Consider the following 25,386-nt stretch of genomic DNA (forward strand, 5'->3'; position numbering starts at 1 on the left):
AGGCCGATAATGGCCCGATGAGCACACTCGCCGACTTCTCAGCGATCGACATCGACGGCCGTCCGACCGAGCTCTCCCAGCATCTGGGGTCCGCCGTGCTGGTGGTGAACACTGCCAGCCAGTGCGGTCTGACGCCGCAGTACGAGGGCCTGCAGGCGCTCCACGAGCGCTTCGGTGAGCACGGCCTGACGGTCCTCGGATTCCCCTGCGATCAGTTCGGCCACCAGGAGCCCGGGACCGAGTCGGAGATCGCGCAGTTCTGCTCGACGAGCTACGGCGTCGCCTTCCCGCTCCACGCGAAGGTCGAGGTCAACGGCGATGACGCGCATCCGCTGTACCGGTGGCTGACGGGTTCGCACGAGACGCCGTCGGGCGAGACCATCGAGCCCGGCGACATCGCCTGGAACTTCACGAAGTTCCTGCTGGACCGCGAGGGCCGGGTCATCGCCCGCTTCGAGCCGACGGTCACGCCCGACGAGCTTGTGGGCCCGATCGAGGCTGCGCTGGCCGCGCAGGCCTGACCTGCCCTCGGGGGCGCCGCGGCCCGCCGAGCCCGTCCTCGGTCCGTCGGCGCCCCGCGGGCCCGGGCGCCGACGGACCGAGGACGGAGGACCGAGGACCGAGGACCGAGGACCGAGGACCTCCGAGCATCCCGCCAGATCGCCTCGCGCCGATCGCTTGACAGCATCGCTCCCCGTGCCGCATCATCTGCGTCATACGATTAACGCATCGTCGAGGAGAGCCGCGAGGAGCATCCCGAGGACGGCATCGCCGCCGCCCATCGGAGCAGACTCCGCCGGCCCGCCTCCGCCGACGATCCCGAGCAGCCGAAGGAGGCGCACCGTGGCCAAGCGCCCCACCATGCACGACGTCGCCGCATCCGCCGGCGTCTCCCAGGCGATCGTCTCGCTCGTCCTGTCCGGGAACTCGGCAGGGCGCGCGTCGGAGACCACCGCCCAGCGCGTCCGCGAGGCCGCGACGGAGCTCGGCTACCGCACGAACCTGCAGGCCAAGACGCTCAAGACGGGCGTCGGCGAGATCGTCGGCCTGGTCGGCGACGAGGTCGCGACCTCGCCCTTCTCGGGCCAGATGATCAAGGGCGCCCAGGATCGCGCCTGGCGCGAGGGCAACGCTCTGATGACCGTCGACACCGGCGGCGAGCAGGAGCTCGAGGACGCCGCGATCGAGACGTTGCTGTCCCATCAGGTCCGCGGGATCCTCTACACCGCCATGTACCACCGCGAGCTCGAGGTCCCGGACTCCGCGCTCGAGGCGCGCACGGTGTGCCTGAACGCCCGCGACCTGACCGGCCGGGTCCCGAGCGTCGTGCCCGACGAGGAGCGCGGCGGCTACGAGGCCACGCGCCTGCTGCTCGACGCCGGGCACACGCGCATCGGCATGATCAACATCTTCGTCGGCGAGACCCTGCCGGCGGCCCGCGACCGGCGCCGCGGCTACGAGCGCGCGCTCCGCGAGGCGGGCATCGAGCACGATCCCGAGCTCGTGCGCGCGGGCAGCGGTCTTCCGGCCGACGGCGATCGCGGGACCCGCGAGCTGCTCGCCCTCGACGATCCGGCCACCGCGATCTTCTGCGGCAACGACCGCACGGCGCTCGGCGCCTACCAGGCGCTGCAGGCCGCGGGCCTGCAGGTTCCCGAGGACATGTCCGTCGTCGGCTTCGACGACCAGGACGTGCTGCGGGACTTCTTCCATCCGCCGCTCACCACTATGCAGCTCCCCTTCCATGCGATGGGCGAGCGCGCCGCCGACCTGCTGCTGGAGCCGTCGGCGCCTGCCGAGGTCCATCCGATCCACTGCCCCGCGATCCTCCGCGGGTCCGTCGCCCCTCCGAAAGGACACGCCGCATGAGAACCGACACCGCCGTCGGGCCGGCATCCCCACCGGGCCCGCCCGCCGCCGCACAGGCCGCAGGTCGCTCGCCCGTCGGCAGCCTCGCCTCAGCTGACGACCTCGCCTCCGCCGACAGCCGCCCAGGCGGTCCGGACAGTCCAGCCCCCGCTGGCGCGCGCTCGCTCGCGCGGCGCCGCACGCTGCCGCGACGGATCCTCCAGAGCTGGCAGTTATACGTTTTACTCGCGCCAGCGCTCGTCTACCTCGTGGTGTTCAAGTACTGGCCGATGTACGGCGCGCAGATCGCGTTCCGCGACTACAACCCGGCCGACGGCTTCTTCTGGAGCCCCTGGGTGGGCCTCGAGCACTTCCGGGCGTTCATCTCGAGCTTCCAGTTCGGACGGATCCTCGCGAACACGCTGACGATCAACACCGTCGGCCTGCTCGTCGCGTTCCCGGTGCCGATCATCCTCGCGCTGATCGTCAACCAGATGTCCAACGAGCGCTTCAAGCGGCTGACGCAGACGATCCTCTACTCCCCGAGCTTCATCTCGGTCGTGGTGGTCGTCGGCATGATCCGTCTGCTGTTCTCCCCGAGCTCCGGTCTGGTGAACCATCTGATCGGGCTCACGGGCGGCGAGCCGATCTTCTTCATGGGCGCCCCGGAGTGGTTCCGTCCGCTCTACATCGGCTCGGACATCTGGCAGAACGCCGGCTTCTCGATGATCATCTACCTCGCGGCGCTCACGGCGATCGACCCGTCGCTCCACGAGGCGGCCCGGATGGACGGGGCGAACCGCTTCCAGCGCATCCGCCATATCGACATCCCCGGCATCCTGCCGGTCATCTCGATCCTCTTCATCCTGGCCGTCGGAAACATCTTCAACCTCGGCTTCGAGAAGGTCTATCTGATGCAGACGGACCTCAACCTCCCGACCTCCGAGGTCATCAACACCTACGTCTACAAGGTGGGCCTGCAGGGCGCCCAGTTCTCCTACTCGGCGGCCATCGGGCTCTTCAACTCCGTCCTGAACCTGATCCTTCTGCTGACCTTCAACTGGGTCGCCAAGAAGGCCGACCAGTCAAGCCTGTGGTGATCCCGATGACGACCTCTCCGACGACCTCCGCCGCGTCCTCCGCGCCCTCCCCCGGCGCGCATTCCGCCCCGTCCCCCGCCTCCCGGTCCGCCCGTGCGCAGCGGCGCGCGAGCCGCATCGGCGACATCCTGTTCGTCGCGATCGCCTACGGGATCATCGCGTTCGCCATCATCGTGATCGTCTACCCGCTGTACTTCATCGTCATCGCGTCGATCTCCGATCCGACGCTCGTGCAGCAGGGGAAGGTGGTGCTGTTCCCGCGCGGCGTGACGTTCGACGGCTACGCCACGATCTTCGGCACCTCGACGATCGTGCGGGGATTCCTCAACTCGGTCCTCTACACGACCGTCGGGACCGTCATCAGCGTGACGATGATCCTCTGCGGCGCCTATGCGCTGTCGCGCCGGGACATGCCGGGCCGGAACGTCTTCATGGTCCTCTTCATCATCACCATGTTCTTCGACGGCGGCATGATCGCCCGCTACCTGGTGGTGAAGGAGCTCGGGATGCTCGATACGATCTGGGCGGTGGTGCTCCCGGGCGCCGTCGGCGTCTGGAACCTCGTGATCGCCCGGACGTTCTTCGAGCAGAGCATCTCCCCCGAGCTCCGCGAGGCCGCACAGCTCGACGGGGCGAGCGACTTCCGCTTCTTCGCCAGCATCGCGCTGCCGCTGTCGACCTCGCTGATCGTGCTCATGGCGATGATCCACATCGTCGCGAACTGGAACGCGTTCTTCGACGCGATGATCTACCTGTCCGACGAGTCGAAGTATCCGCTCCAGCTGATCCTCCGCAACGTCCTCATCCAGTCCCAGGCCAGCTCCGGCGGACTCGACATGGCGTCGATGGACTCGACCGCCGCCGCCCAGAAGATGGGCGAGCTGCTGAAGTACGCCATGATCGTCGTCTCCACGGTCCCCCTGCTCGTCGCCTTCCCCTTCCTGCAGCGGTACTTCGTGAAGGGCGCGACGCTCGGCGCCCTCAAGAGCTGACCGCGAGGCCCAGCCCGGACCGCCCGGCCATCGCCCTGGCCGCCCCAGCCGTCCTGCCCCACCCTGGCACGTCATACGAACAACCTCCTCTCACCTGCGACCATCCCGCTCTCCGGAGCACATGACGAAGGAGTCATCCCATGTCCAGCAGCCCGACCCGCATCGCCTCCGACGACCAGCCCCGCACCGCGTCCGACGGCCGGTTCCGCACCCCGTCCGATGCCCTCTCCCGCCGACGCTTCGCCCTCGGCGCGACCGCCCTCTCGGTGACCGCCCTGGGGTTCGCCGCCTGCGGTCGCCCGTCGGCCGAGGCCGTCGAGGACCGCTCGGCCGACGTCGGCCTGACCGATTCCGGCCTCCCGATCGTCACCGGCGACCTCACCCTGAGCTTCGGCGGCGCGAAGTCCGCCCTCGCCCCCGACTACGAGTCCATGGAGCTGGTGAAGACCTGGGCCGAGGACTCCGGGATCACGATCGACTGGGTCAACGAGCCCGACGAGGTGTGGGCGGAGAAGAAGAACCTGCTGCTGGCCGGCGGCGACCTGCCCGACGCGCTGTTCAACACGGGCCTCAGCGACGCCGAGGTCACCAAGTACGGGGAGAACGGCACCCTGCTCGCCCTCGAGGAGCTGATCCCCGAGCATGCGCCGACGCTGAACGCGATCCTCGAGGAGCGTCCGGACATCCGCTCGGCGATCACGAGCGCCGACGGCCACATCTACACGCTGCCGAGCGTCGAAGAGCTCAATCTCGTCGCCTTCCCGCGGATGCTGTTCATCGACACCGCCTGGCTCGAGCGCGAGGGCCTGGCGCTGCCGACCACCGTCGACGAGTACCACGAGGCGCTGCTGGCGTTCCGCGCCTCGGGTCCGAGCGGTACCCTGCCGCTGTCGTTCATGGGCGCCGGCGACATCGCCGACCTCATCGCCGCGATCGGCGGCCAGGCCGACAACCCCGACCATCGCATCGTCCAGGACGGGAAGGTCGTCTTCACCGCCCATCAGGAGGGCTACCGCGACGCGCTCGCGACGCTGCACACCTGGAGCACCGAGGGGCTCATCGACCAGGAGGCGTTCGCCCAGGACTACGTCGCGTTCATCGCCAAGGGCAAGGCCGACCCGCAGACCCTCGGCTCCTTCTACTTCTGGGAGATCCCCGAGGTCGTGGGGCCGGAGCGGGCGGACCAGTACGCGCTCGTGCCCCTCTTCCCGGGGCCCGACGGGACGCGCCGCGCCTGCGTCGCCAACAATCAGGAGATCAACCGCGGCGCCTTCGCGATCAGCGCCCGCAACGAGTACGCCGCGGCGACGCTGCGCTGGGCCGACATGCTCTTCGACCCGGTCATGAGCGCCCAGGCGAACTGGGGTCCGATCGGCGTGACCCAGCAGGTCAACGCCGACGGACTGCTCGAGCAGATCCCCGTCGGCGAGGGCGAGACCGAGCAGGAGCGCCGCGTGAAGGTCTCTCCCGGAGGCCCGAAGATCATCACCGCAGAGGACTTCGAGACGGTCGTGCTGCCCGAGCCCCGCGCGGCCGAGCGCCAGGCGCAGATCCTCGAGCACTACGAGCCGTACCGCGCGAACGAGAAGTACCCGCCGGTCATGCTCTCCCCCGAGGAGCTCAACCGCCTGTCGACCATCGAGTCCGACATCCGCACGCTCGTCGAGGAGAAGGCCTCGACGTGGATCGTCAAGGGCGGCATCGAGGACGAGTGGGACGGGTACGTCTCCCAGCTCGAGACCATCGGCGTGCGCGAGCTCGTCGCCGTCTACCAGGAGGCCTACGACCGATTCACCGACGCCGCCTCCTGACCGCCCCCGTGCGGCCGCGCCCTCGCGCGCGGCCGCACGCCGCACCGCACCGCACCGCACCGCACCGCACCATCGCCGCCCCAATGCACCACTGCACCACCCCACCGACGGAGAGATCATGACCGCGCCCAGCGCAGCCCTCACTGACCGCCATCGACCCGCCCTGCACCTCACCCCGGGATCGACCTGGATGAACGACCCCAACGGGCTCATCCGGCACGACGGACGCTGGCATGCGTTCTTCCAGACCAATCCCTCCGGCAGCCAGTGGGGCCGGATCAGCTGGGGCCACGCGGTCTCGGACGACCTGGCGACCTGGGAGGAGCTGCCGATCGCCATCCCGTCGTCCGAGACCGAGCTGATCTTCTCGGGCAGCGTCGTGCACGACGCCGCGAACGTCTCCGGGCTCGGTCCCGGCGCGGCCGACGGCCCCCTCCTCGCCTTCTACACGAGCGCCTACACCGATCAGCATCCGACGCTCGCGGGGCGACAGGCCCAGTCGATCGCCTCGTCGACCGACGGCGGCCTCACCTGGACCCCGTATCCCGGGAACCCGATCATCGACCGCGGGAGCGAGAACTTCCGCGACCCGAAGGTTCTGTGGCACGAGGAGAGCCGGCGCTGGGTGATGGTCACGGTCGAGGCGCTCGACTACACGGTCCACCTCTTCACCTCCCGCGACCTCCTGACCTGGGAGCACGCCTCGGCCTTCACCCATCCCGCGCTCGACGGCGGGATCTGGGAGTGCCCCGACCTCCTGCGCGTCCCCGTCGATGGCCCGACGACCGGGGCCGACGGCGGCTCCGCCCGCGACGCCTGGGTGCTCATCGTGTCGACGAACCCCGGCGGCCCGGCGGGCGGCTCCGGCTCGTGGTGCTTCGTCGGCGACTTCGACAGCACCGAGTTCACGACGGCCGACGAGCGTCCGCGCCCCCTCGACCTCGGCCCGGACTGCTACGCGATCGTCTCCTTCGCGGGCGTGGCCGGCGAGCCGCTGCTGCTGGGCTGGATGAACAACTGGGCGTACGCGTCGACGACGCCGACGGACCCGTGGCGCTCCTCGATGACGCTCCCTCGCCGCCTCGGGCTCCGCAGCACGGAGACCTCCGCCGGTGCCGGCACGCCCGGCGGCGCGAGCGAGGGCCCGCTCGAGCTGGTCCAGCGGCCGGTCGTGCCGGAAGGCATCGAGACCATCGACCTCGGGCGCCCCGCGGGCCCGCAGTCCGACGGCCGGTCGTCCGAGAGCCGGTCGTCCGACGGGTCCCGGCTCCTCGCGGAGGTCGACGGGTCCCGCGCGTTCCGCGTCCGGGGCGCGCTGCCTATCGGCCACCCTCAGCGCCTCGTCCTCCGCTGGGCCGCGGACGTCGGCCCGCGCGAGCTCGCGATCGAGGTCGCGGCCGACGGCACGGTCGTGGTGGATCGCAGCCGCGCCCACCGGGAGGAGTTCGCCCCGGAGCATCCGCGCTCAGCACCCTCCCCGGCTCATCCCGGCGTCCGGGAGGTCAACCTCGACCTGGTCGTCGACCGGTCCTGCGCGGAGCTGTCGATCGACGATGGACGGGAGCTCGTCTCCCAGCAGATCTTCCCCGGTCCCGGGCCGGTGGAGATCCTCCTCGACCGCGGCTGAGCCGTCGGCCCAGCGATCGGCCCCGTGGCCGGCCCCGAGCCCGTGCGCGCCGTCGGCCGCACGGGCGCGCGTCGGCGCTCAGGCCGACGGCGCCGCGGTCACCGGTCCCCGTCGAGGCTCAGCACTGGGACGTCCGGCACGCTGAAGCCGAGGACCTGCCCGTAGAACGACAGCGAGGCCTCGGCGGCCCGGATGATCGAGTCCGCCTGTCGGAACCCGTGCTGCTCCCCCTGGAACAGGATGTACGCGTGCGGGATCCCCTTGGCCGCGAGCGCGTCGCGGAACATCTCCGACTGGCTGGGCGGCACGATGCGGTCCTCATCGCCCTGCAGCAGCAGGACGGGGCAGGACAGCTCGTCGACATGGCTGATGGGGGCCCGTTCGACGTACAGATCCTTGCGCTCCGGGTAGGGGCCGACGAGGCCGTCGATGTACCGCGACTCGAAGTCATGGGTGTCGAGACGGAAGTTCTCCAGCTCGGCGACGCCGAAGCTGGAGACGCCGGCGGAGAACGCGTCCGTGCGGGTCAGGCAGGCGAGCGTGGTCCAGCCTCCGGCGCTGCCGCCCTCGATCGCGAGCCGCTCTCCGTCGGCGATCCCCTCCGCCACCAGGTGCTCCATGACCGTGACGGTGTCCGCGACGTCGACGACGCCCCACTGGCCCTGGAGACGGTCGCGGTAAGCGCGGCCGTAGCCGGTCGATCCGCCGTAGTTGACCTCGACGACTCCGAGGCCGCGGGAGGTGTAGTAGGCGACGGGCAGGCTGAGCACGGGCGGGACGTGGCTGGTGGGTCCGCCGTGGACGCGGGCGATGAACGGCGGGAGCTCGCCGTCCCGTCCGGCGAAGCCGTCCTGGTGGGGGCGGTAGAGGATCGCATGCACGACGCCCCCGCCCTCGAGGGGCACCTCGATGCTCTCTCCGACGGGCAGGGCCGACGGTGCGGGTGCGTCGGCCCGGGAGGAGCGCACGAGCGACAGCGGGGACAGCGAAGGTCCGGCGCCTCCGGCAGCGGCACCTCCGTCGGCGTCGGCGTCGTCCGGCCCGAGCTGGAGCGTCGCCTCGTAGATCGCGGGGAAGGCCGTCGGCGAGGCGCCGGCGAGGGCTGTCCGCCCGTCGGGGCCGACGGCGATCCCGCTGATCGAGGTCAGCGGGCAGTCGAGCTCGGTGACGGATCCCGTCGGGATGTCGAGAATGCCCAGACGATCAGCGGCTCGCCCGAACTGCACGAGCACCCGACGGTCATCGAGGACGTGATGCCAGGTGGTGCCCAGCGACCACATGGGCCCGGCGAACTCCTGCTCGGTCAGGACGGTGCCGTCGGGCAGCGATGCGCCGACGGGGAGCACAGAGCGGGAGCCGGAGGCGCCCGACCACACGCGCGGGTTCCACCAGCCGGTCTCGTCGGAGACGAACAGGAGACGCTCGTCGTCGAGCCATTCGGGCTGCAGGACGGAGACCTCGTCGCCTCCGGCGATGATCTCTCCCGTGCCCGCGCGGCCGCCGACGAGCGGGGCGACGTGCAGCTCCGTCCCATCCCAGGGCATCCGCGGATGCTCCCAGCTGATCCAGGCCAGACGCGTGCCGTCGGGGCTGATCCGCGGGTAGGCGACGAAGCGGGAGGACGGCGTGATGCGCCGGAGCCTGGAGGGATCCTCGGCGGCGGAGCCGTCCAGCGGGACGGCCGCGACATAGCGCTCGATATGCGGGACCCCGTCGGCGTCGGCCCGAGGACCCTCCTCCCCGCCGGTGTGGTCCTCGCAGATCCACCAGACCTCCTGGGTGCCGTCGGCGAGGGTGACGGGCTCAGGGCAGGCCCAGCGGAGCGACGGACCGTGCGCGGACTCGACCTCAGGGCCGACGGGCGTCAGCGGACGAGGCTCCTCCCCCTCGACCAGCAGGTGGATGCGCTGGTCGGCGAAGTCGACGAAGAGCACCCGCGGCCCGGTGGCGGCTTCCCGGGGCTCCCCTCCGACGGGTTCGGGCGGGAGCGCGATCCAGGCGCTCCCGCCGTACTCGTGCACGCGCGACCGCGCATTGAACGGCGCGGGAAGCACGGTGACGGGTGCATCGGAGCCCCCCGACGGCGCGGCGCCCTCCGACGGCGCGGCGGAGCGGACGATCGCCTGACGTCCCTGCTCGGTCGCGATCCCCTCGGTCCACCACAGCTCCTCGCCCACCAGCTGCGGCCCGCCCAGCCGGATGCCTCCGGTGGCGAGCTGGCGTGCGCTGATCGGAGAGGGCCAGGAACCGTACGGGAGCATCGTCGTCATGCGCTCCAGAGTAGGCGCGTCGTCGCAGGCGGGTGAACCGCTCAGTGCAGGATGTGGACCGCGGAGGATGGGGAGGAGAACTCGAGACGGTGCCGACCGTGCGCCTGCCCCGTCCGACGGCGTCAGATGGCGATGCGTCCGCTGATGCGCACGGTGGTGCGCCCGCCGATCCAGACCGTCCCGTCCCGATCGGTCCCCACATGCACGCGTCCGGAGCGGCCGAGCGCGGTCCCCTGGCTGACCAGCCATGGCGCGGAGTGCTCTCCTCGCTCGAGCATCCACTGGGCGATCCCGGCGTTCAGGCTGCCGGTGACCGGATCCTCGAAGCCGGCGGCGCCCGTCCTCGGATCGGGTCCGACGAACCCCCGCACCTCGTAGGCGGGCGCCCCCGAGCGGGGCGTCCCGTCGTCGGCGCGGTCGGCGGAGGCAGCTCGGGACCCGCCCGCAGCGCCGATCGCGCCGACCACCCCGAGCTTGCTGCCCGCGAGCAGCCCGAGATCCGGAGCGAGCGCGAGCACCTCCTCGGCCGACGCCAGCTCCACCACCCGCCAGCCCGCCCCGTTATCGAGCAGCGCGTGGTCACGGATCGCCGAGGGATCGATGCCGAGGGCGCCCGCGGCATCCCGCAGCTCGTCGGGCCCGAGGGGACCGGTGCGGCGCAGTGGCGGTGCCGCGAAGGCGAAGGACCCCTGGTCGGCCCGCACCTCCACCAGGCCGACGGCGCACTCCTGCATGATGCGGCGGCGCCCGCCGTCGCGCGCATCCGGGCCGACGCCGATGCTGCCCGCCCCGGCAGATGCGGACTCGGCCGACGCCGCGGCCGCGGCATCCGCCGTCCCCGCGGCCGCCGACCAGACCGCAGCGGTCCCGAGCGTCGGATGGCCCGCGAAGTCGAGCTCCCCCATCGGGGTGAAGATGCGGACCCGGTAGTCCGCCTCCGGACGGGTCGGAGGCAGCACGAAGGTGGTCTCCGAGAGGTTGGTCCAGCGGGCGAAGGCCAGCATCGCGTCGTCATCGAGACCCTCGGCATCCAGCACCACCGCCAGCGGGTTCCCGCCGAAGGGAGCGGAGGAGAACACGTCGACCTGGGCGAACGGACGGATGCGGGCAGAGGAGCGGGACATGCGCATATCCTCGCACCTCGTGCCCCGGCGGCGCGGGCCCAGGAGCCCGGTGCCGCTCCCGCTGCCCCCCAGCTGCTCCCGGCCACTCGAGGCTGCCCCCGGCCGCTCGAGGCTGCACATGGCTGCTCGTGGTTGCTCGAGGTTGCGGTCCTGAGTGGCGCCGACAGGACCTGCGGTGGCAGAGTGTCCGCCAGGTGAGCCGGGAAGCCTGGTCGGCACAGGGCAGAATCATGTCCTCGTCCCCTTCCTCCGTCCGCCCCGTCCGCCGCAGGAGCCCCTATGACGTTCCCCGCCTGGACCATCGCACCGTTCGTGCTGATGCTCGCCGCGATCGCGATCGCGCCCCTCGTCCCCGCCCTCGCCCGGCTGTGGGAGCGCCCCCGCAATCAGCTGATCTACGCCCTTGCCCTCGGCCTGCCCGTGGCGATCGGGGTGCTGGCCTTCGGCGAATGGGAGCTCGTGGTCGACGCGCTCGTCGAGTACGGCCAGTTCATCGCCCTCCTGTTCGCGCTGTTCGTCGTCTCCGGGGGCATCTTCCTGCGCGGCGACATCGTCGCCTCCCCGCGCTCCAACACGATCTTCCTCGCGATCGGCGGCGGACTGGCGAGCTTCATCGGAACCACCGGCGCGGCGATGCTGCTGATCAGACCTCTGCTGAACACGAACGCCGAGCGGCGCCACAAGGCCCACACGGTCGTCTTCGCGATCTTCATCGTCGCCAACTGCGGCGGCCTGCTGACCCCGCTCGGTGACCCGCCGCTGTTCCTGGGGATGCTCCACGGGGTGCCGTTCCTGTGGACGCTGAACCTCTTCCCCATGTGGCTGTTCGTCAACGGGATGCTGCTGCTGACCTACTGGGCCCTGGACCGTCGGATCATCGCTCACGAGCGTCCCGAGGACGTGGAGGTGGACCGCACGGAGACCGTCCCGCTGCGCCTCGTCGGCGCCTCCAACCTCCTCTGGTTCGCGGTCATCATCCTCGCCGTCGCGCTCGCCCCGTCGATCGACGCCGAGGCCATCACCCATGGCGAGGCCGGCATCGGCGACGTGATCCCCTGGCGCGAGATCATCATGGTCGGTGCCGCGATCGCCTCCCTGAAGCTCGGCGACCGCGAGATCCGCTACCGCGACAACGCCTTCGAGCTCGGCCCCATCCAGGAGGTCGCGGCCCTGTTCATCGGCATCTTCCTGACGATGATCCCCGCACTCGCGGTGCTCCGCGCGGCCGCCCCGTCGCTGCCGCTGAACGAGATCACCCTGTTCATCTTCACCGGCGGGCTCAGCTCCGTCCTCGACAACGCACCCACCTACCTGACCTTCTTCGAGATGGCCTCCCAGCTGCCCGGCGAGCCCCGCGTCGCCGACGTCCCCGAGCTGTATCTGGTCGCCGTGTCCCTCGGCGCCGTCTTCTGCGGGGCGATCACCTACATCGGCAACGGCCCGAACTTCATGGTCAAGTCCGTCGCAGAGTCCCGCGGTGTCCAGATGCCCAGCTTCGGCGGCTACGTGCTGCGCGCGCTCATGCACCTCGTGCCGATCCTCGTGGCGATGGTGCTGCTGTTCATCGCGCAGCCGCTGTGGGCGAAGGGGATCGGCGTGCTGCTGACCGTCCTGCTGCTCGGCCGCATCGCCATGCTGGCGCTGTCCTACCGCGGCACCATCGGCTCCGCCCTCGAAGGGATGGACCCCGACGCCCGCGCCACCCGTCCCCCAGGTGCCCTCGAGGAGGCCCCGCACGATGCCTGAGCGCACAGACACCGCACCGGCCGACAGCCTCGCCCTGCGCCGCGAGCGCCGACGACGGGCCGCGCTGCGACGCGGCACCTACCGCGAGTACGGCCGCTTCGCACGCTTCGTCACCCACGAGATCACCGCGGGCCTGATCCTGCTGGCAGCGACCGTCGCCGCCCTGGTGCTCGCGAACTCCCCGCTCTCGGACCTGTACGTCGGGGTGCGCGACACGCATCTCGGGTTCGACATCGGCTCCTTCCACCTGGACCTCACGCTCGGGCACTGGGCCGCCGACGGCCTCCTCGCGGTCTTCTTCTTCCTCGCCGGGCTCGAGCTGAAGTCGGAGTTCGTGACCGGCGAGCTGCGCTCCCCCGGCCGGGCGCTCGTCCCGGTCGTCGCCGCGGCCGGCGGAGTCGCCGCACCCGCCCTGATCTTCACCGCGATCAACCTCGCCGGCCCCGACGGCGCCCTCGCCGGCTGGGCGATCCCCGCAGCGACCGACATCGCCTTCGCGCTCGCGGTCCTCGCCCTGCTCGGATCCCACCTGCCGACGGCGATCCGCACCTTCCTGCTGACCCTCGCGATCGTCGACGACCTCATCGCCATCGTCATCATCGCGATCTTCTACACCGACGAGCTGCGCCTGGGATACCTCGCGCTCGCGCTGGTCCCCATCATCCTCTACCGGCTCGTCGCAACCCGCGGGGAAGGGCTGCTGACGCTCTCCCCCGCGGCCGCCTGGCTGCTCATGCTGCCGCTGGGCGCGATCACCTGGGCGCTGTTCCTGAACTCCGGGATCCACGCGACGATCGCGGGTGTCGTCCTCGCCTTCATGGTGCCGGTCAGGCCGCGAGCGCTTCCCAGCGGCCGCCATTCCCTCGCCGGCACCTTCGAGCACCGGTTCCGCCCTCTCAGCTCAGGGTTCGCGGTCCCGGTGTTCGCCTTCCTCAGCGCCGGCGTCGCGATCGGCGGGGCCCAGGGGCTCTCCGAAGCGCTCGGCTCCACGGTCGCGATCGGCATCGTCGTCGGGCTCGTCGGAGGCAAGATCATCGGGATCATGGGGGCGACCTTCCTGGTCACGCGCCTGCCCGGTGCGCATCTCGACCCGGCGATCCGCTGGGGCGACCTGCTGGGGATGTCCGCGCTCGCAGGCATCGGGTTCACGGTGTCGCTGCTGATGACCGAGCTCAGCTATGACGCGTCCGACCCGATGCAGGCCTGGGGCAAGATCGGCGTGCTCACCGCCTCCGCGGTCACCACGGTGCTCGGCGCGATCATCATCCTTCCCCGAGATCGTCGATACCGGCGCGAGCAGCAGTCAGCCGACGGACAGCGGCCGGCCGACGAGCAGCAGTCCGCCGACGGACAGCGGGCCTGATGCGAGGAGCGGACGGGCCGCAGCGTGCGACCCGCCCGCTCCTGAATGCCAGGTGAGGGCTGCGGCTCAGCCGCGATCCCCGTCCTCGGGCAGCCCGGTCTCGGCGTCGAGCTCGGTCTCGTCGGCCGCCGACGGCTCAGCGGCCGCAGCCGCTCCAGCGGCCCGACGCCGTGCGGCCAGGACCGCGCCGCCCGCGCCGACCAGGCCGACACCCGCCGCGACCGGCAGCGCCGCGCCGAAGCCGGTCTTCGCCAGGCTCCCGTCGCCGGACCCGCCGGACGTCGAGCCGCCCGAGCCGGACCCGCTGCCCGAGCCCGAGCCGCCCGAGCCCGAGCCGCCCGACGTCGAGCCGTCGCTCGTCCCGCCGGCAGAGGAGCCGCCGCCGTCGCTCGGCGCGGGAGCAGTCGTGCCGGGAGCGCTGGTCCCCGGCGCCGTCGGATCCTCCGCGGGCTCGCTCGGCTCGGCGGGCTCCGTCGGCGCGGCGGGCTCCGTCGGCGCGGCGGGATCCTCGGTGGGCTCGCTCGGCTCGGTCGGCTCCGCGGGCTCGCTCGGCTCGGTCGGCTCCGCGGGCTCCTCGGCGGCGATCGGGAGGATCTGCACGACGGTCGGCTTCGGACCGGTGCCGTCGAACTCGGGGAAGAAGGAGACCTGCTCGTCGAACGAGCCGTCCTCTCCCGGATGCTGCACGGAGACGAAGGCGGTCCGGTCCTCGTCGCGGATGATCGGTCCGCAGGTCTCGCCGTCGCGGGGGACCGAGGCGAGCTGCTCCACGCGTCCGCGGTCCTCGCCGTCGAGCGTCACCCGGAACAGGCCGTCGTTGAAGCCGATGGTGCTGGGGGCGCCGTCGGTCGAGATCCACAGGTTGCCGACCGAGTCGAACGCCAGGTTGTCCGGGCACGAGATCGGCGAGACCTGGTCGGTGGGGAAGCCGGAGAAGTACGCGGACTCGTCCTGCGCCGGGTCACCGCACACCAGCAGCAGGTTCCAGGCGAAGGTCGTCGAGGTCTGGTCGCCGAGCTCGTCGATCTCGACGACGTGCCCGTCGCGGTTCTCCGCGCGGGGGTTCGCCTCGTCGGCCGACGCATTGTCGTCGACCCCGCGGTTCGTGTTGTTCGTGCAGGCCACATACACCTTGCGGGACAGCAGCGAAGGCTCGACGTCCTCGCAGCGGTCCATCTTCGTCGGCCCCACCCTGTCGGCCGCGAGACGGGTCAGCACCAGGACCTCCTCGACGCTCATCCCCTCCACCTGGGACTGCCCGTCCAGGATCAGCGGCAGCCACTCGCCGGAGCCGTCGAAGGCGCCGTCGGACGGCAGCGCCCCGGAGCCGTCGATCTCCTCCGCCGGGGAGTCGCCCGTGAACTTCGCGACGTACAGGTCCCCGTCCTCGAGCAGCGTCATGTTGTGCGCCCGATCCCCCTCGACATAGGTGCCGCGGGAGACGAACTTGTACAGGTAGTCGAAGCGCTCATCGTCGCCCGAGTAGGCGACCGCGCGACCGTCCTCGGCGATGATGACGTTCGCGCCCTCGTGCTTGAAGCGGCCGAGGGACGTGTGCTTGCGCGGCGTCGACGTCGGATCCCACGGGTCCACCTCGACGATCCAGCCGAAGTGATGGGCGGAGTTCTCCTGGCCCTCGTTGCGGGTGTCGAAGCGGGGCTCCACGTTCTCCCAGCCGCGGGCGGTCGCCTCGTCGGCCATGCCGTAGCGGGCGTCCTCCTCGCTGGTGCCGGCGGTGCGGAAGTACCCGTTGAAGTTCTCCTCGCCGCTGAGCAGCGTCCCCCACGGGGTCAGGCCGCCCGAGCAGTTGCCGAAGGTGCCATGGGTGGTGGTGCCCTCGGGGAAGTCCGCCGTCCGCAGCAGCTCGGAGCCCGCGGCGGGCCCCGTGAACGCGTACTCGGTGTCGGAGAGGAAGCGGCGGTTCAGCGGTGCGTCGACGACGTAATCGTAGGGCGACTCGCGATCCGGCCGCTCGAGCTCGACTACGGTCAGACCATGGGCGGCCAGACCGATCGCCACCACCTCCTCGGCGGGGGTGTCGGCGGGGAGCATGATGTTCTCGTTCGTGTACTCATGGTTCACGAACATCACCGCCCGCAGACCGTCCGAGTCCGGGATCTCCTGGATCTCCGTGTAGTCGTTGTTGTAGCCGAACTGGAGCTTCTGCGCCTCGCCGCTCTGCGCGGACCATTCGAAGTCCGGGGCGTCGGACCACAGCTTGTCCCCCCACCGGATGATCGGATGCCACTGGAAGCCCTCGGGCACCGTGAACTCATCGGTCTCCCAGCCCACCGGCTCGATCGCGTCGAACTCGAGGGCGCTGCCGTTCGGGGCCGACGGCGCCGCCGGGGCCACGCCGAGCCCCGGCGCGGCCTGCGCGGGAGCAGCGCCCGACGTCCCCGCCACGGCGATCGCGACGGCCCCCGCCGCCGACCCACCCAGCATGGTCCTCCGGCTCAGCACGGCCGAGGCGATGTCGCGGAAGTAGCCGTTGGAGCTGGAGTTGCAGGTCTCCATCGTGCACGCGTTGTTGCACTTCAGAGCACAGGTGATGGCCGAGCGCTTGCCGGCGACGTGCCCCTTCATCAGCAGCGGGAGGTCGATCAGGGCCATGAGGAGGTTCCTTCGGGTCGAGGGCGGAATCGTCCCCGCGAGCGCGGCGCGCAGGACCCGATCAGGGAGCCCGATCAGGAGGCCAGCGCAGGGACATCATGCTGACCATGCGTCAGCAAGGTGACCGGGAAGGCGAGGAGGAACCCACCGCGAGCCGACCTGCGGATGAACTCTCCAGTGGAGTCGGGCGGAACGGGCAGGGGTGGAGCGGGCGGGGAAGACAGAGGCGGGGCGCGTGGGCGCAGGCGGGGCGCGTGGGGAAGATCCCGCACCCCACGAGCAGGGGCCCTGTGACGGATCCGGAGGTGCGAGCTTCCGCTCAGCACCTCTGGAATGTCTCAGGAGCGGTGACAATGGAGGTGATCGCAGCAAGCGTTTCAGGAAGTGCCCACTCAGCCCGTCTCCGCAGGAGGACTCGCCGTGCAGGACAGCAGCGCGGAACGCATCGTCCGCCGAGCCATCTCCGTCGTGCTGGTGGTGCTGACCGGACTGATCGCGCTCCTGTGGGCGTGGCCGCACTTCGGCCAGGGCGGCATCCTGTGGACGTTCACGCTGCCGATCGGGATCGCGTACACGATCCTCGTGCATGTGCTGACAGCGCCTCACCGCGCCGAGCGCTCCGTCTGGATCCCCCTCGGCATCGCCGCGGGCCTGGCTCCGGCCTGGTTCATCGGCCTGATCATCCTGGCGGCCGCCACCCCCGACGGCTCCACCCCGGCCTGGATGCAGGCCACGGCGATGCTCATGATGCTCTGGCCGTTCGTCATGGCCGTCGGCATGACCGTGCTGGCCGTGCTCAAGCTCGTCGAGCGCTCTGCCCGCAGGAGCTCGCCCGCGACCGGCGGCGCGACGCCCCCGGCGCCCCTCCCCGCGCCCGTCGCCTCCGGCGGATCTCCCTACATGCTGTCCGGCGGAACACCGATGGAGTACTCAGCCCCGCCACCGCCGGCGTTCACCATCGGGAGCCCCTCCTACCGCTCGGCGGCCTCGCCGCCGAGCGCGCCGCGCCCCGATCCCGTGCAGCGTCCGGTGATGCCGACCGGGCCTTCCCGTCCGGCGTACCCGGCATTGAACACCCCGGGTCCTCCCCCTCTGACGGCACCGACCACGACCCCCGACTCGGACGCCCGCGACGCCGCAGGCACGGCGTCGGGCCCGGAGCCCGACACCGCCATGACAGTCCTGCGCGCACCAGCAGCCGCGACGAGCGTGCCTCGAGAGGATCTGGAGACCCTCGTCGAGGTCGCGGTCGGCATGGCCACCGACGGGTCCGACACAGGTATGACGCTCACCTTCGACGGCACAGGGGTCACCGTCTCGGCCGACGGGATGGCGCTCGGGACGGTGACCGCAGGATGGTCGGGGTCCGATGCGGTGGCCATGGAGCTCTCAGCGGCGGAGCTGCGGGCCAGGCTGCTGGAGATGCCGCCGGACGTCTCGCTCCTGCGGATCATCCCGAGGTCCGACGGTGTGCCCGGCGCCTCATTCGCGGCGCAGGACGCCGGTAGCGCCTCCTTCGTCGTCCCCGGTGCTCAGAGCGAGATCCCTCGACGGTAGAGGCCCCACAGCACTGGGTCGAGCACGCGGAAGGGCGAGATGCCCCGTGTCGTGAGCTGCTCGTCGTGGGGCGGCGTCTCCCCCACCGCGGACACGGCGAAGTGGCTGAATCCTCGGATCCTCCCGCTCCGCATCGCCTGCTCGGCCTGGAGCGTCACCGTGCTCTCCTGGATCAGTTCGAACAGTGAACGGATCTCCTGGTCCAGGAACTCCTGGTCCTGCTGGAACCACCGGCGGGCCTCGTCCGCTCTGCCCGGGCCGACGGGTCGCATCGTGGTCTCGTCCCGGTTGAAGCGTGCGGACGGGTTCCCCATGACACGGGCATAGTGCTCCGTGTCCGCCTTCGGCAGCTCATGGAACGCGTCGAACTTCGAGAAGGCCAGCGCGAAGTCCCCCGTCCCCCCTCCCATCTGGCTCAGCACTATCGGAAGGACCTCTGTCGACGACTTCCCGAGCCGGCCCTCGTTCACCGGGGGGATGATGCCCGCCAGGATCTGGGTCATCGAGGGCAGCCTCAGGGAGTCGTACAGGAAGACCACGAGGTCCGCTCGCGAGAAGTAGGACAGCGGGAGCTCATTGCCGGAGAGCTTCTCGATGTCCTCTCCGGCCACGTCCCTGATCACCAGGAAGAGCCGACCCCTCGGGTCGGAGATCTGCCAGATCATCGAGTCGCGCTGGTAGGCACCGCTCTCCACCTTCAGGGTCGGCGTGCCGGGCATGACCCGGTTCTCGTGGAACAGCGGCCTCTCGTAGCGCTCCTCGTACACCTGCTGCGTCGCCGCCGTGAACGGCGCGAAGGTGCGGCCGCTGCGCTGCACGTACTGCTGGAGCACATAGATGAGCACCGCGATGTAGACGGACTTGCCGGCTCCTCGCGCGCCGGTGACCGCCATCGTGAACACGTCGGCGTCGCGCCATCCCGACGGAAGATCGCGGTGGCAGGTCGGGCACGTCTGGACGTTGCACGGTCCGCCGCACCGACGGCACGGGATCCACGGCGGGATCGTCCGCTGCGTCTCCGTCGGCGTCCATCGATAGGAGGGGTACAGCGAGACGCTGCTCCCCGAGAGCGCACTGGCCTCGGGATCATGGATCGGCTCGCAGTGGCCGGAGTTGCAGCGGAACCGGGCCTCGTCCGGGACGAGGCGCGCGAAGCAGGCGGGGCAGGCTGATCTCATCGGGGGGTCACCTCTCTGTCCACGGGGGCGGTCAACCAGCTGATCAGCGGCTCCAGCCGTCTCAGGGTCGTGTCGTCGAACCGCGAGTCCTCCCGCTCAAGCTCCGACCATGCGTCCTCGCCGACGACGTGCGCGTCCTGCGCAGACAGCACGTCGAGCAGACGCGGATCCCCGATCAGGAGGCTCGCGGCTCCCTCCTCGCGCACGGGCAGATCCGTGATGAGGATCGTGCGTCCGCCTCCTTCGCTCAGGGCCGGTCCTCCGACGACGGATCCGACGCCGCGTCGCGCCTCCCCCGCCACCGGGGCGTCGCCGCTCTCCGGGACCGGAGCTCCCGCCGCCCGTGCGAGCGCGAGCACGAGATCACGCAGAGTCTCCGCCCGCTCGGCGAGAGGGCTCATGGACGCCGAGCGATCGATCAGGATCCGATCCGCGGCCAGGGCGACCGTCCTCCCTCGGTCGCCGAGACGCCGCACCAGCCAGGACCCCAGGAGATCGGCAGCACCGGATCCGTCGGCCTCCCCGCCACGGGACGGATCCCCGGGCACCGGCATCCCGGAGCGGTCCGAGAGCCCTCGCCCTCCCGCCCCCATCGGCGGCGCCGCGCTCTCCAGCGCCGGCGAGAGCGACCAGAGATCGCCCTCCCGCGCGATCCGGACGAGCGGCGCCCGCTCATGGCCGGAGATGTCCAGCCGTTCGACCACGTAGTCGCGTCGCGCCCCTGGGAAGGTCACGGCGAGCTCCACCGTCGCGCCTCCGGGGAACGCCCCATCCCCCTCCGTGACCGCGCTCAGCGTCACGCCCGCCTGCGCTCCGCTCAGCGCGAAAGCACCCGCATCGGGTCCCTGGCGACGCAGCTGACCCTCCAGGCCCTCCGCCTCGAGCCGGCACGCGATGCCGCGCGCACCCAGGATCTCGACATGGACGGCGCCCTCCGCCCGGAAGCGCCGCGGTTCCCAGTCGCCTCCCCGCAGGATCTCCGACTCAGCCATCTCGGCCCTCCTTCTTCTGCCACGGCAGCGCCGTCAGGTTCTTCTTCACGATCTCGCTCAGCCGTTCCGATCTCGAGGCCTCCGGCCCTCCGAGCGATGGCACGAGCCGACGGGCACGCCCCCAGGCCTGCGCATCGTCACCGAGCGAGGCCCTCGCCTCCGATCGGAGCGCGGCTCGCGACTCGGGAGGCGCAGTGCGCAGGCGGGCGTCGAGCACCGCCTGGGCGGCCTTCGCCAGGCTCCCCGCCTCGACGTCGAGTCCCTGGACCGGGACGACAGGCCGAGGATCCGGTCGCGCATCGGCCGCCTCTCCTCTCCTCCGCAGAGGCCCATCCACCCTTCGCGCGAGCGCGTCCGCTCCGAGGGACCCAGCATTCGGGGATTCCGCTGCCGCGCCTCCCCGAGGACCGCGTCCCGCGGCGGACTCAGCAGCAGGGTCGGTCCCGGGAGCCGCGAGCACCCGGAGCGCATCGGCCAGGGTTCCGCCCAGAGGGGCACCTCGGGACGTGACGACGCGATCGGGCCTCTCCACCGCCATCCGGGCGACGGATTCCGCATCCGCCGCGGTGAGCGGGCGCCGGGACCCGGCTCGAGCCGCCTCAGGATCCGCGAACGCCATCACCAGCAGGGCGGCCCGGGCTCTGTCCTCCGCGCGCTTCGAGAGGTCGACCAGCGACTGGCGCAGCGCTGCGTCGTCCCTCAGCTCCCGGCTGTGCTCACGCATCCGGGCGGCGGCCGCGAGGGTGTTCTCCGCCCACGCCCACCGGGAGCCGCTCGACGTCGACTCGGTGAGGAACGGGCTGCTCACGGCCTCCCCGAGCAGGACCGCGCACGATGTCCAGGTTCGCGGTGAGACCGGACCGGTCTCCACCGCCCTGATCGTCGGATCGAGGTGCCGTCGTGCCGCCAGGAGCTGTCGGCTGCGGACGTGCTCGGGATGTCGCAGCGCGACGGAGAGCGCCCAGTCCTCCGCGGCGGGGAGGCCGTGCTCGGCGACCTCCTCGAGCAGCGTCAGGTCCTCCGGGACAAGAGCATCGCGCAGAGCCTGCACGGCCGGAGCGGCGAGCTCCACCGACGCGATGCCGTCCTGGCTCCGGGCCGCGATCTCCGCATAGGCGGAGAGCACCGGCCCTGCGGGTGCGGTGCCGGTCAGCAGGCCGCCGAGCGCGACCTCGAGCGCCGACCACGGTCGCTGCCCGGAGCCCTCGCCGGTCACGGTCAGAGCGGCGGAGACGGCCGGGGAGAGCACTGGGCGCCGGACCTCCCCCACCTCCGCCAGACGGCGCTCGACCTCGTCCGCCAGCACGGCGCGCCCGGCATCAGGGATGCCGACCACGAGGTCCGCCAGCTCCTGGGGATGCGTCGCGCCTCCGGTCCCCGGCTGGAGGATCTCGTCCGCGAGCGGGGCGAGCATGGTCGTCAGGCGGTCGTGGCCGACCATGAGCCCGTCGTCCATCAGCCCTCGCAGGATCAGCACCGCACGGTGGTGGTCGCCCCGCGCCGTGCTCCCCGTCCCCGGCACGGAGGCGGAGACCGTCTGCCATGCCCGGTCCAGGAGCTGGTCGCCGGAGCCCGACGCCGCACTCCAGCGGAAGAGCGCCCGACGGATCCCGACCGCAAGCGGTGCCGCGACCGGGCGACCCTCGATCAGCCACTCCGCGTCGCCGACGGCCGCGTCGAGGTGTCTGCGGCCGAGGACGAGCGCACGCTCCTCAGGGGCGGAGTCGCCCAGTCGCCGGCAGAGCTCCCGCCACTCCGCCGCAGTGCGCTGCGCCGGTTCACCGAGGACGAGGTCCATGGCCCCGAGCAGCTCACCGACCGCTCCAGCCGGTCCCTGATCCAGCGCGGGGACCGAGGCCCCCAGGAGCACGCTCTCGACGTCGGTCGGAAGGTCACCCGGATACTGGCTGTCGAACAGCACCGGACCTCCGCGATCGGAGCGTGACCAGGCGACGGCCTGCGCCATCGCGGCCGGCCAGGCGAGGGTGACCCCCCTCTGGTCCAGCAGCTGGTCGAGGGCGTCGGCCCGGATGGCGGCCCGCGCGGAGAACCAGAGCCCCGGGTCGCTCGTCATCGCCGACACGAAGCGCCCGAAGGGTGTCGCGGGCTCGTGCGCCGCAGGGGCGCGCGGGTCCAGGACGATGCAGCCAGCGGGAAGACGATCCACGGCGGCGATGTCCCGCGCGGGGACGGCAGCGATGTCGAGGCCGCTGCGGCGCAGACGCTGCAGATCCCTCTCCCCGTGCACCCTCTCGAGCGTCGACCAGCTGAGCGAGCGAGCGGGTTCAGCGGCTGTGGTGCTGGTCAGCGCCCCGATCCACTGAGCGGCGTCATCGGCGCTCTCGACGAGGAGGACCGCCAGCCGACGCCGCTCGTGGTCCTGCTCGGACGCGTTGCCCGCGGCGACGTCGGCGAGCGCCGCGAGCACGTGCGGAGCACCCGGTGTCAGCACCAGCTCGAGCATCGAGTCGTCGGTCACCGAGGCGCCGGACCTCAGATCCTTCTCCGCAGGGAGCCGGGCCTCACGGACCTGCTCCGGGCCGAAGGGCGTGCACCACCAGCTCGCCCTCCAGGTCTGCGGACCCAGCAGAGCTCGGCACGTGTCGTCCGAGAAGTCCGCGACCACGTGCGTGACCGTGTTCGGTCTCCCCGTGGTGTCCAGTCCGGCGGGCGCGGTATGGAGCAGGACCGGCCCGGCAGGCGTGGCACGGTGCACCAGACGCCGGTCCGCACCGCGGATCTCGTCCGGCGTCGGGAATCCCGACAGCGGTCGGACCTGCTCCAGCTGAGGATCGATGCGCCGCACGAGCTCATGCTTCGTCGTCTCGTCGAGCCCATCGCTGGCCTGCATGGTCTGCCAGCCGCTGCTCTCCTGCCCGTCGACGATCATGTCCACCGATCCGAACAGCAGCTGCTCCCGCGACGCGCTCATCCTCGCCGGTCCAGAGCCGAGAGCGGCGGGTCCGCCAGCGCGTACCGCTCCAGCGCGAGGCGCCTCTCGTCCACGCGGAGCGTCGCCGACGGCCGAGCGTCCACGAGGAGGCGGTACCACCCCGGACCATGCTCATCCTCGTCGAACCACAGGCTGTGGCGTCCCGCGATCGGTGCACGCACCCCGCGCAGCGGCTGGGGCGCCCCCTGACCGCCGGGACGCTCCGCGAACAGCGTCACCGTGCTGCCGTCGGACGCATGCAGCGGCAGCCGGTCCGGCCGGTGGATCAGGACCAGCGACGGCGCCTCCTCCTCGGGACAGCTTCCGACCACGGCATCGACTGCGATCTCCGCGATGCTCCTCCGCAGGAGGCCCGCCGCGCGCTGGAGGAGCTTCCCTCCGCCGGCGCGCCCCGCGCCCCACCGGATCGAGTACTGGTACCCCCACAGCGGCTCCACCGCCGCGATGGTGGGCTCCGAGGCGATGCGCTGCCCCTGGTAGTGGGTCACCGCGTTGAGGAAGAGACGGCACCCCTGCGGCGGCAGACCTCCTTCGAGACGGAAGCCTCCGGAGCGCTCATAGGCCGTCTTCTCGACGACCGCATGCGCTGGCGCGGCCAGATCCGGCTCCGAGTCCGGGAAGCCGACGCGCAGCTCGACCGCCAGCGCCTCGCCGGGCCAGGTGAAGGTGACCAGCTGCCAGTTCATGCGCTGGATCAGCCGTACGCCTTCGATCCGACCCGCGCGCCGGAGCTGGGTCGGGATGCCGATCAGCACCTCGTCCGCGTCGACCTCGGTGATGGGCGTGAGATGGAGGGTGTCCCACTCGCTGCCGCGGGGCCAGTCGAGGCCCTCGAGCACCCACCGCTCCCGGCCGTCGTCGGAGAGCTCCCCGGTCGAGCTCGGGATGTTGCGGATGAAGCGGTCGGGCGGAAGGTTCGCGGCAGGGAGCTGCTCTGCGGGGAACCGGCCGCGGGAGACCGCCTCGGGCAGAGGGGCGACGACGGAGCGGCAGAAGTGCACCCGCGTCCCCCGCCGCTGCGTCCAGGTCAGTCGGAGCTGCTCCTGGTGATCCCGGGTGATGGATTCGACCTCGAGATCCTCGATGCGGTCCGGCACCGCCTCCGGGGTGATCTGGAGGTGGCGGTGCGCGGAGATCATCGTGCGCTCGGAGAGCTCCACCTCGAGCCCCGCGACATAGGTGTGCTGCTCCCCCGGGACCAGGACGGCATCCTGGAACCCCTGGCCGCTGTGCGGGAGCTCGAACTCGCTGCGCAGCCATCCCTGCCCGCGCAGATACCGCCCGATGGGCTCGCCCAGCGGCAGCCTCGCGACGCGCACCCGTCCTCGGATGTGGGGCGGAAGCTCGGGCTGGCGCCAGCTGGAGAAGATCATCCCGGCGGCCTGATCATGCTCCAGGCGCCAGTCCTGCACGGGCCGGACGTAGACGCCCTCGGCCACCTTCCTCGCCTGCCCGAGGACGCGCGACGCCTCGTCCAGGACCGCGTACCCCCACACCGTCACGAAGCGGATCGAACCCGCCATCGGCGTCCTGTCCCGGATGCTGGCGGCGGTGCCCCGGGCGACCTCCGTCGCATCCTCGGGGCTGAACGGAGTCTCGTGATCACTGACCGTCACCCGGAACATCTCACCGTCTCCGGGATCCGGCCAGGTGTACTGGAGGACGTCTCCGGCGAGCACGCCGATCTCCACCGACGGCAGGGGATGCACGTCGTCGCGGGAGTAGTCGTACGCGGGGAAGGCCCACTCCTCCGAGAACTCGGGCCCGCTGCTCCCGGATCCGCTGCTCCCCGCAGCGGTCTCCTGCGGGGCCGGATCCCATGATCCGGGCCCCGGGGTCTCCGGGCGGTCCGGGGCGCCGGCCGGGACAATCTGCCTCGCTGCAGCCGACCGCTGCAGTCCGCGGTCCTGCGCATCCGCGTCGGTGAGAACGTCGGCGTCGGCGGACCCCACCGACTCGGCGAAGCCCGCGAACTCCGCGTTCAGCGCCGCGACGAACGGGACGACCACCTCCTCGATGCGTCCTCCACCGAGCTCAGCCATGTCCAGCGTGTCGACGTCGAAGACCAGGTGGTCCTCCGTCGGCCTGTCGGCGAGGTCGAAGAGCCGCTTCCAGCTGGCGGGCGGGAAGTGCTCGCGGAACTCGGGCCTCGCCTGCGCGATCGGCATGAGGCGCTGGATGAAGTCGGCGAAGAGCATGTGCATCCTCTCGG

Annotated in this window: 16 protein-coding genes; 9 read left to right on the top strand and 7 right to left on the bottom strand. The window is 71.4% G+C overall.

Annotated features, from left to right (window positions below; all coding sequences use genetic code 11):
* The first annotated feature begins 17 nt into the window (after window positions 1–17).
* The 6 genes from ACZ5AJ_RS13025 (at window position 18) to ACZ5AJ_RS13050 (ending at window position 7,378) form a co-directional block, all read left to right on the top strand.
* Window positions 18–521, top strand: a complete 504-nt coding sequence (locus tag ACZ5AJ_RS13025) for a glutathione peroxidase (RefSeq protein ID WP_464135409.1) — start codon at window positions 18–20, stop codon at window positions 519–521.
* Between the two features lie 322 nt (window positions 522–843).
* Complete coding sequence (locus ACZ5AJ_RS13030; protein ID WP_464135411.1) at window positions 844–1,869, top strand: LacI family DNA-binding transcriptional regulator; 1,026 nt, start codon at window positions 844–846, stop codon at window positions 1,867–1,869.
* Window positions 1,866–2,948, top strand: coding sequence for an ABC transporter permease (locus ACZ5AJ_RS13035; RefSeq protein ID WP_464135413.1), 1,083 nt, complete (start codon window positions 1,866–1,868; stop codon window positions 2,946–2,948). The genes ACZ5AJ_RS13030 and ACZ5AJ_RS13035 overlap by 4 nt, the downstream gene beginning before the upstream one ends.
* 5 nt (window positions 2,949–2,953) lie before the next feature.
* Window positions 2,954–3,940 (top strand): carbohydrate ABC transporter permease, encoded by a 987-nt coding sequence (locus ACZ5AJ_RS13040; RefSeq protein WP_464135415.1) that lies wholly within the window; start codon window positions 2,954–2,956, stop codon window positions 3,938–3,940.
* Window positions 3,941–4,080: 140 nt separating this feature from the next.
* The gene (locus ACZ5AJ_RS13045; protein WP_464135416.1) at window positions 4,081–5,751 is read left to right on the top strand and encodes an extracellular solute-binding protein; all 1,671 of its coding nucleotides are present in this window, start codon (window positions 4,081–4,083) and stop codon (window positions 5,749–5,751) included.
* Window positions 5,752–5,869: 118 nt separating this feature from the next.
* On the top strand, window positions 5,870–7,378 hold the full coding sequence (locus ACZ5AJ_RS13050; protein WP_464135418.1) for a glycoside hydrolase family 32 protein: 1,509 nt from the start codon (window positions 5,870–5,872) through the stop codon (window positions 7,376–7,378).
* A 98-nt stretch (window positions 7,379–7,476) separates the two neighbouring features.
* On the opposite strand, the gene ACZ5AJ_RS13055 is transcribed toward ACZ5AJ_RS13050, so the two are convergent.
* Window positions 7,477–9,648 carry a dipeptidyl-peptidase 5 gene (locus ACZ5AJ_RS13055; protein ID WP_464135420.1) on the bottom strand — a complete coding sequence of 724 codons (2,172 nt, stop codon included), beginning with the start codon at window positions 9,646–9,648 and terminating at the stop codon, window positions 7,477–7,479.
* 122 nt (window positions 9,649–9,770) lie between these two features.
* Window positions 9,771–10,772, bottom strand: coding sequence for a PhzF family phenazine biosynthesis protein (locus ACZ5AJ_RS13060; protein WP_464135421.1), 1,002 nt, complete (start codon window positions 10,770–10,772; stop codon window positions 9,771–9,773).
* Between the two features lie 279 nt (window positions 10,773–11,051).
* On the opposite strand from ACZ5AJ_RS13060, the gene ACZ5AJ_RS13065 reads away from it, so the two are divergent.
* On the top strand, window positions 11,052–12,518 hold the full coding sequence (locus ACZ5AJ_RS13065; RefSeq protein WP_464135423.1) for a sodium:proton antiporter: 1,467 nt from the start codon (window positions 11,052–11,054) through the stop codon (window positions 12,516–12,518).
* The gene (nhaA, locus tag ACZ5AJ_RS13070) at window positions 12,511–13,881 is read left to right on the top strand and encodes a Na+/H+ antiporter NhaA (RefSeq protein WP_464135424.1); all 1,371 of its coding nucleotides are present in this window, start codon (window positions 12,511–12,513) and stop codon (window positions 13,879–13,881) included. Before ACZ5AJ_RS13065 ends, nhaA begins: the two co-directional genes overlap by 8 nt.
* 66 nt (window positions 13,882–13,947) lie before the next feature.
* On the opposite strand, the gene ACZ5AJ_RS13075 is transcribed toward nhaA, so the two are convergent.
* Window positions 13,948–16,494 (bottom strand): PhoX family protein, encoded by a 2,547-nt coding sequence (locus ACZ5AJ_RS13075; RefSeq protein ID WP_464135425.1) that lies wholly within the window; start codon window positions 16,492–16,494, stop codon window positions 13,948–13,950.
* Between the two features lie 420 nt (window positions 16,495–16,914).
* Here ACZ5AJ_RS13075 and ACZ5AJ_RS13080 point away from each other — a divergent pair, with 420 nt between their 5' ends.
* Window positions 16,915–18,051, top strand: a complete 1,137-nt coding sequence (locus ACZ5AJ_RS13080) for a hypothetical protein (RefSeq protein WP_464135427.1) — start codon at window positions 16,915–16,917, stop codon at window positions 18,049–18,051.
* Here ACZ5AJ_RS13080 and ACZ5AJ_RS13085 read toward each other — a convergent pair.
* From ACZ5AJ_RS13085 to ACZ5AJ_RS13100, 4 genes are read right to left on the bottom strand one after another with little or no spacing between them, the layout of a single operon-like run.
* Window positions 18,027–19,229 (bottom strand): hypothetical protein, encoded by a 1,203-nt coding sequence (locus tag ACZ5AJ_RS13085; protein ID WP_464135428.1) that lies wholly within the window; start codon window positions 19,227–19,229, stop codon window positions 18,027–18,029. The two genes, ACZ5AJ_RS13080 and ACZ5AJ_RS13085, sit on opposite strands and share 25 nt — an antisense overlap.
* Entirely contained in the window at window positions 19,226–20,221 is a 996-nt protein-coding gene (locus ACZ5AJ_RS13090; protein WP_464135430.1) for a hypothetical protein, read from the bottom strand. The genes ACZ5AJ_RS13085 and ACZ5AJ_RS13090 overlap by 4 nt, the downstream gene beginning before the upstream one ends.
* Complete coding sequence (locus ACZ5AJ_RS13095) at window positions 20,214–23,153, bottom strand: GAP1-N2 domain-containing protein (protein WP_464135431.1); 2,940 nt, start codon at window positions 23,151–23,153, stop codon at window positions 20,214–20,216. Before ACZ5AJ_RS13095 ends, ACZ5AJ_RS13090 begins: the two co-directional genes overlap by 8 nt.
* The gene (locus tag ACZ5AJ_RS13100) at window positions 23,150–25,372 is read right to left on the bottom strand and encodes a hypothetical protein (RefSeq protein WP_464135433.1); all 2,223 of its coding nucleotides are present in this window, start codon (window positions 25,370–25,372) and stop codon (window positions 23,150–23,152) included. The genes ACZ5AJ_RS13095 and ACZ5AJ_RS13100 overlap by 4 nt, the downstream gene beginning before the upstream one ends.
* Window positions 25,373–25,386: the final 14 nt, after the last annotated feature.

Source organism: Brachybacterium zhongshanense (genome assembly GCF_055385755.1).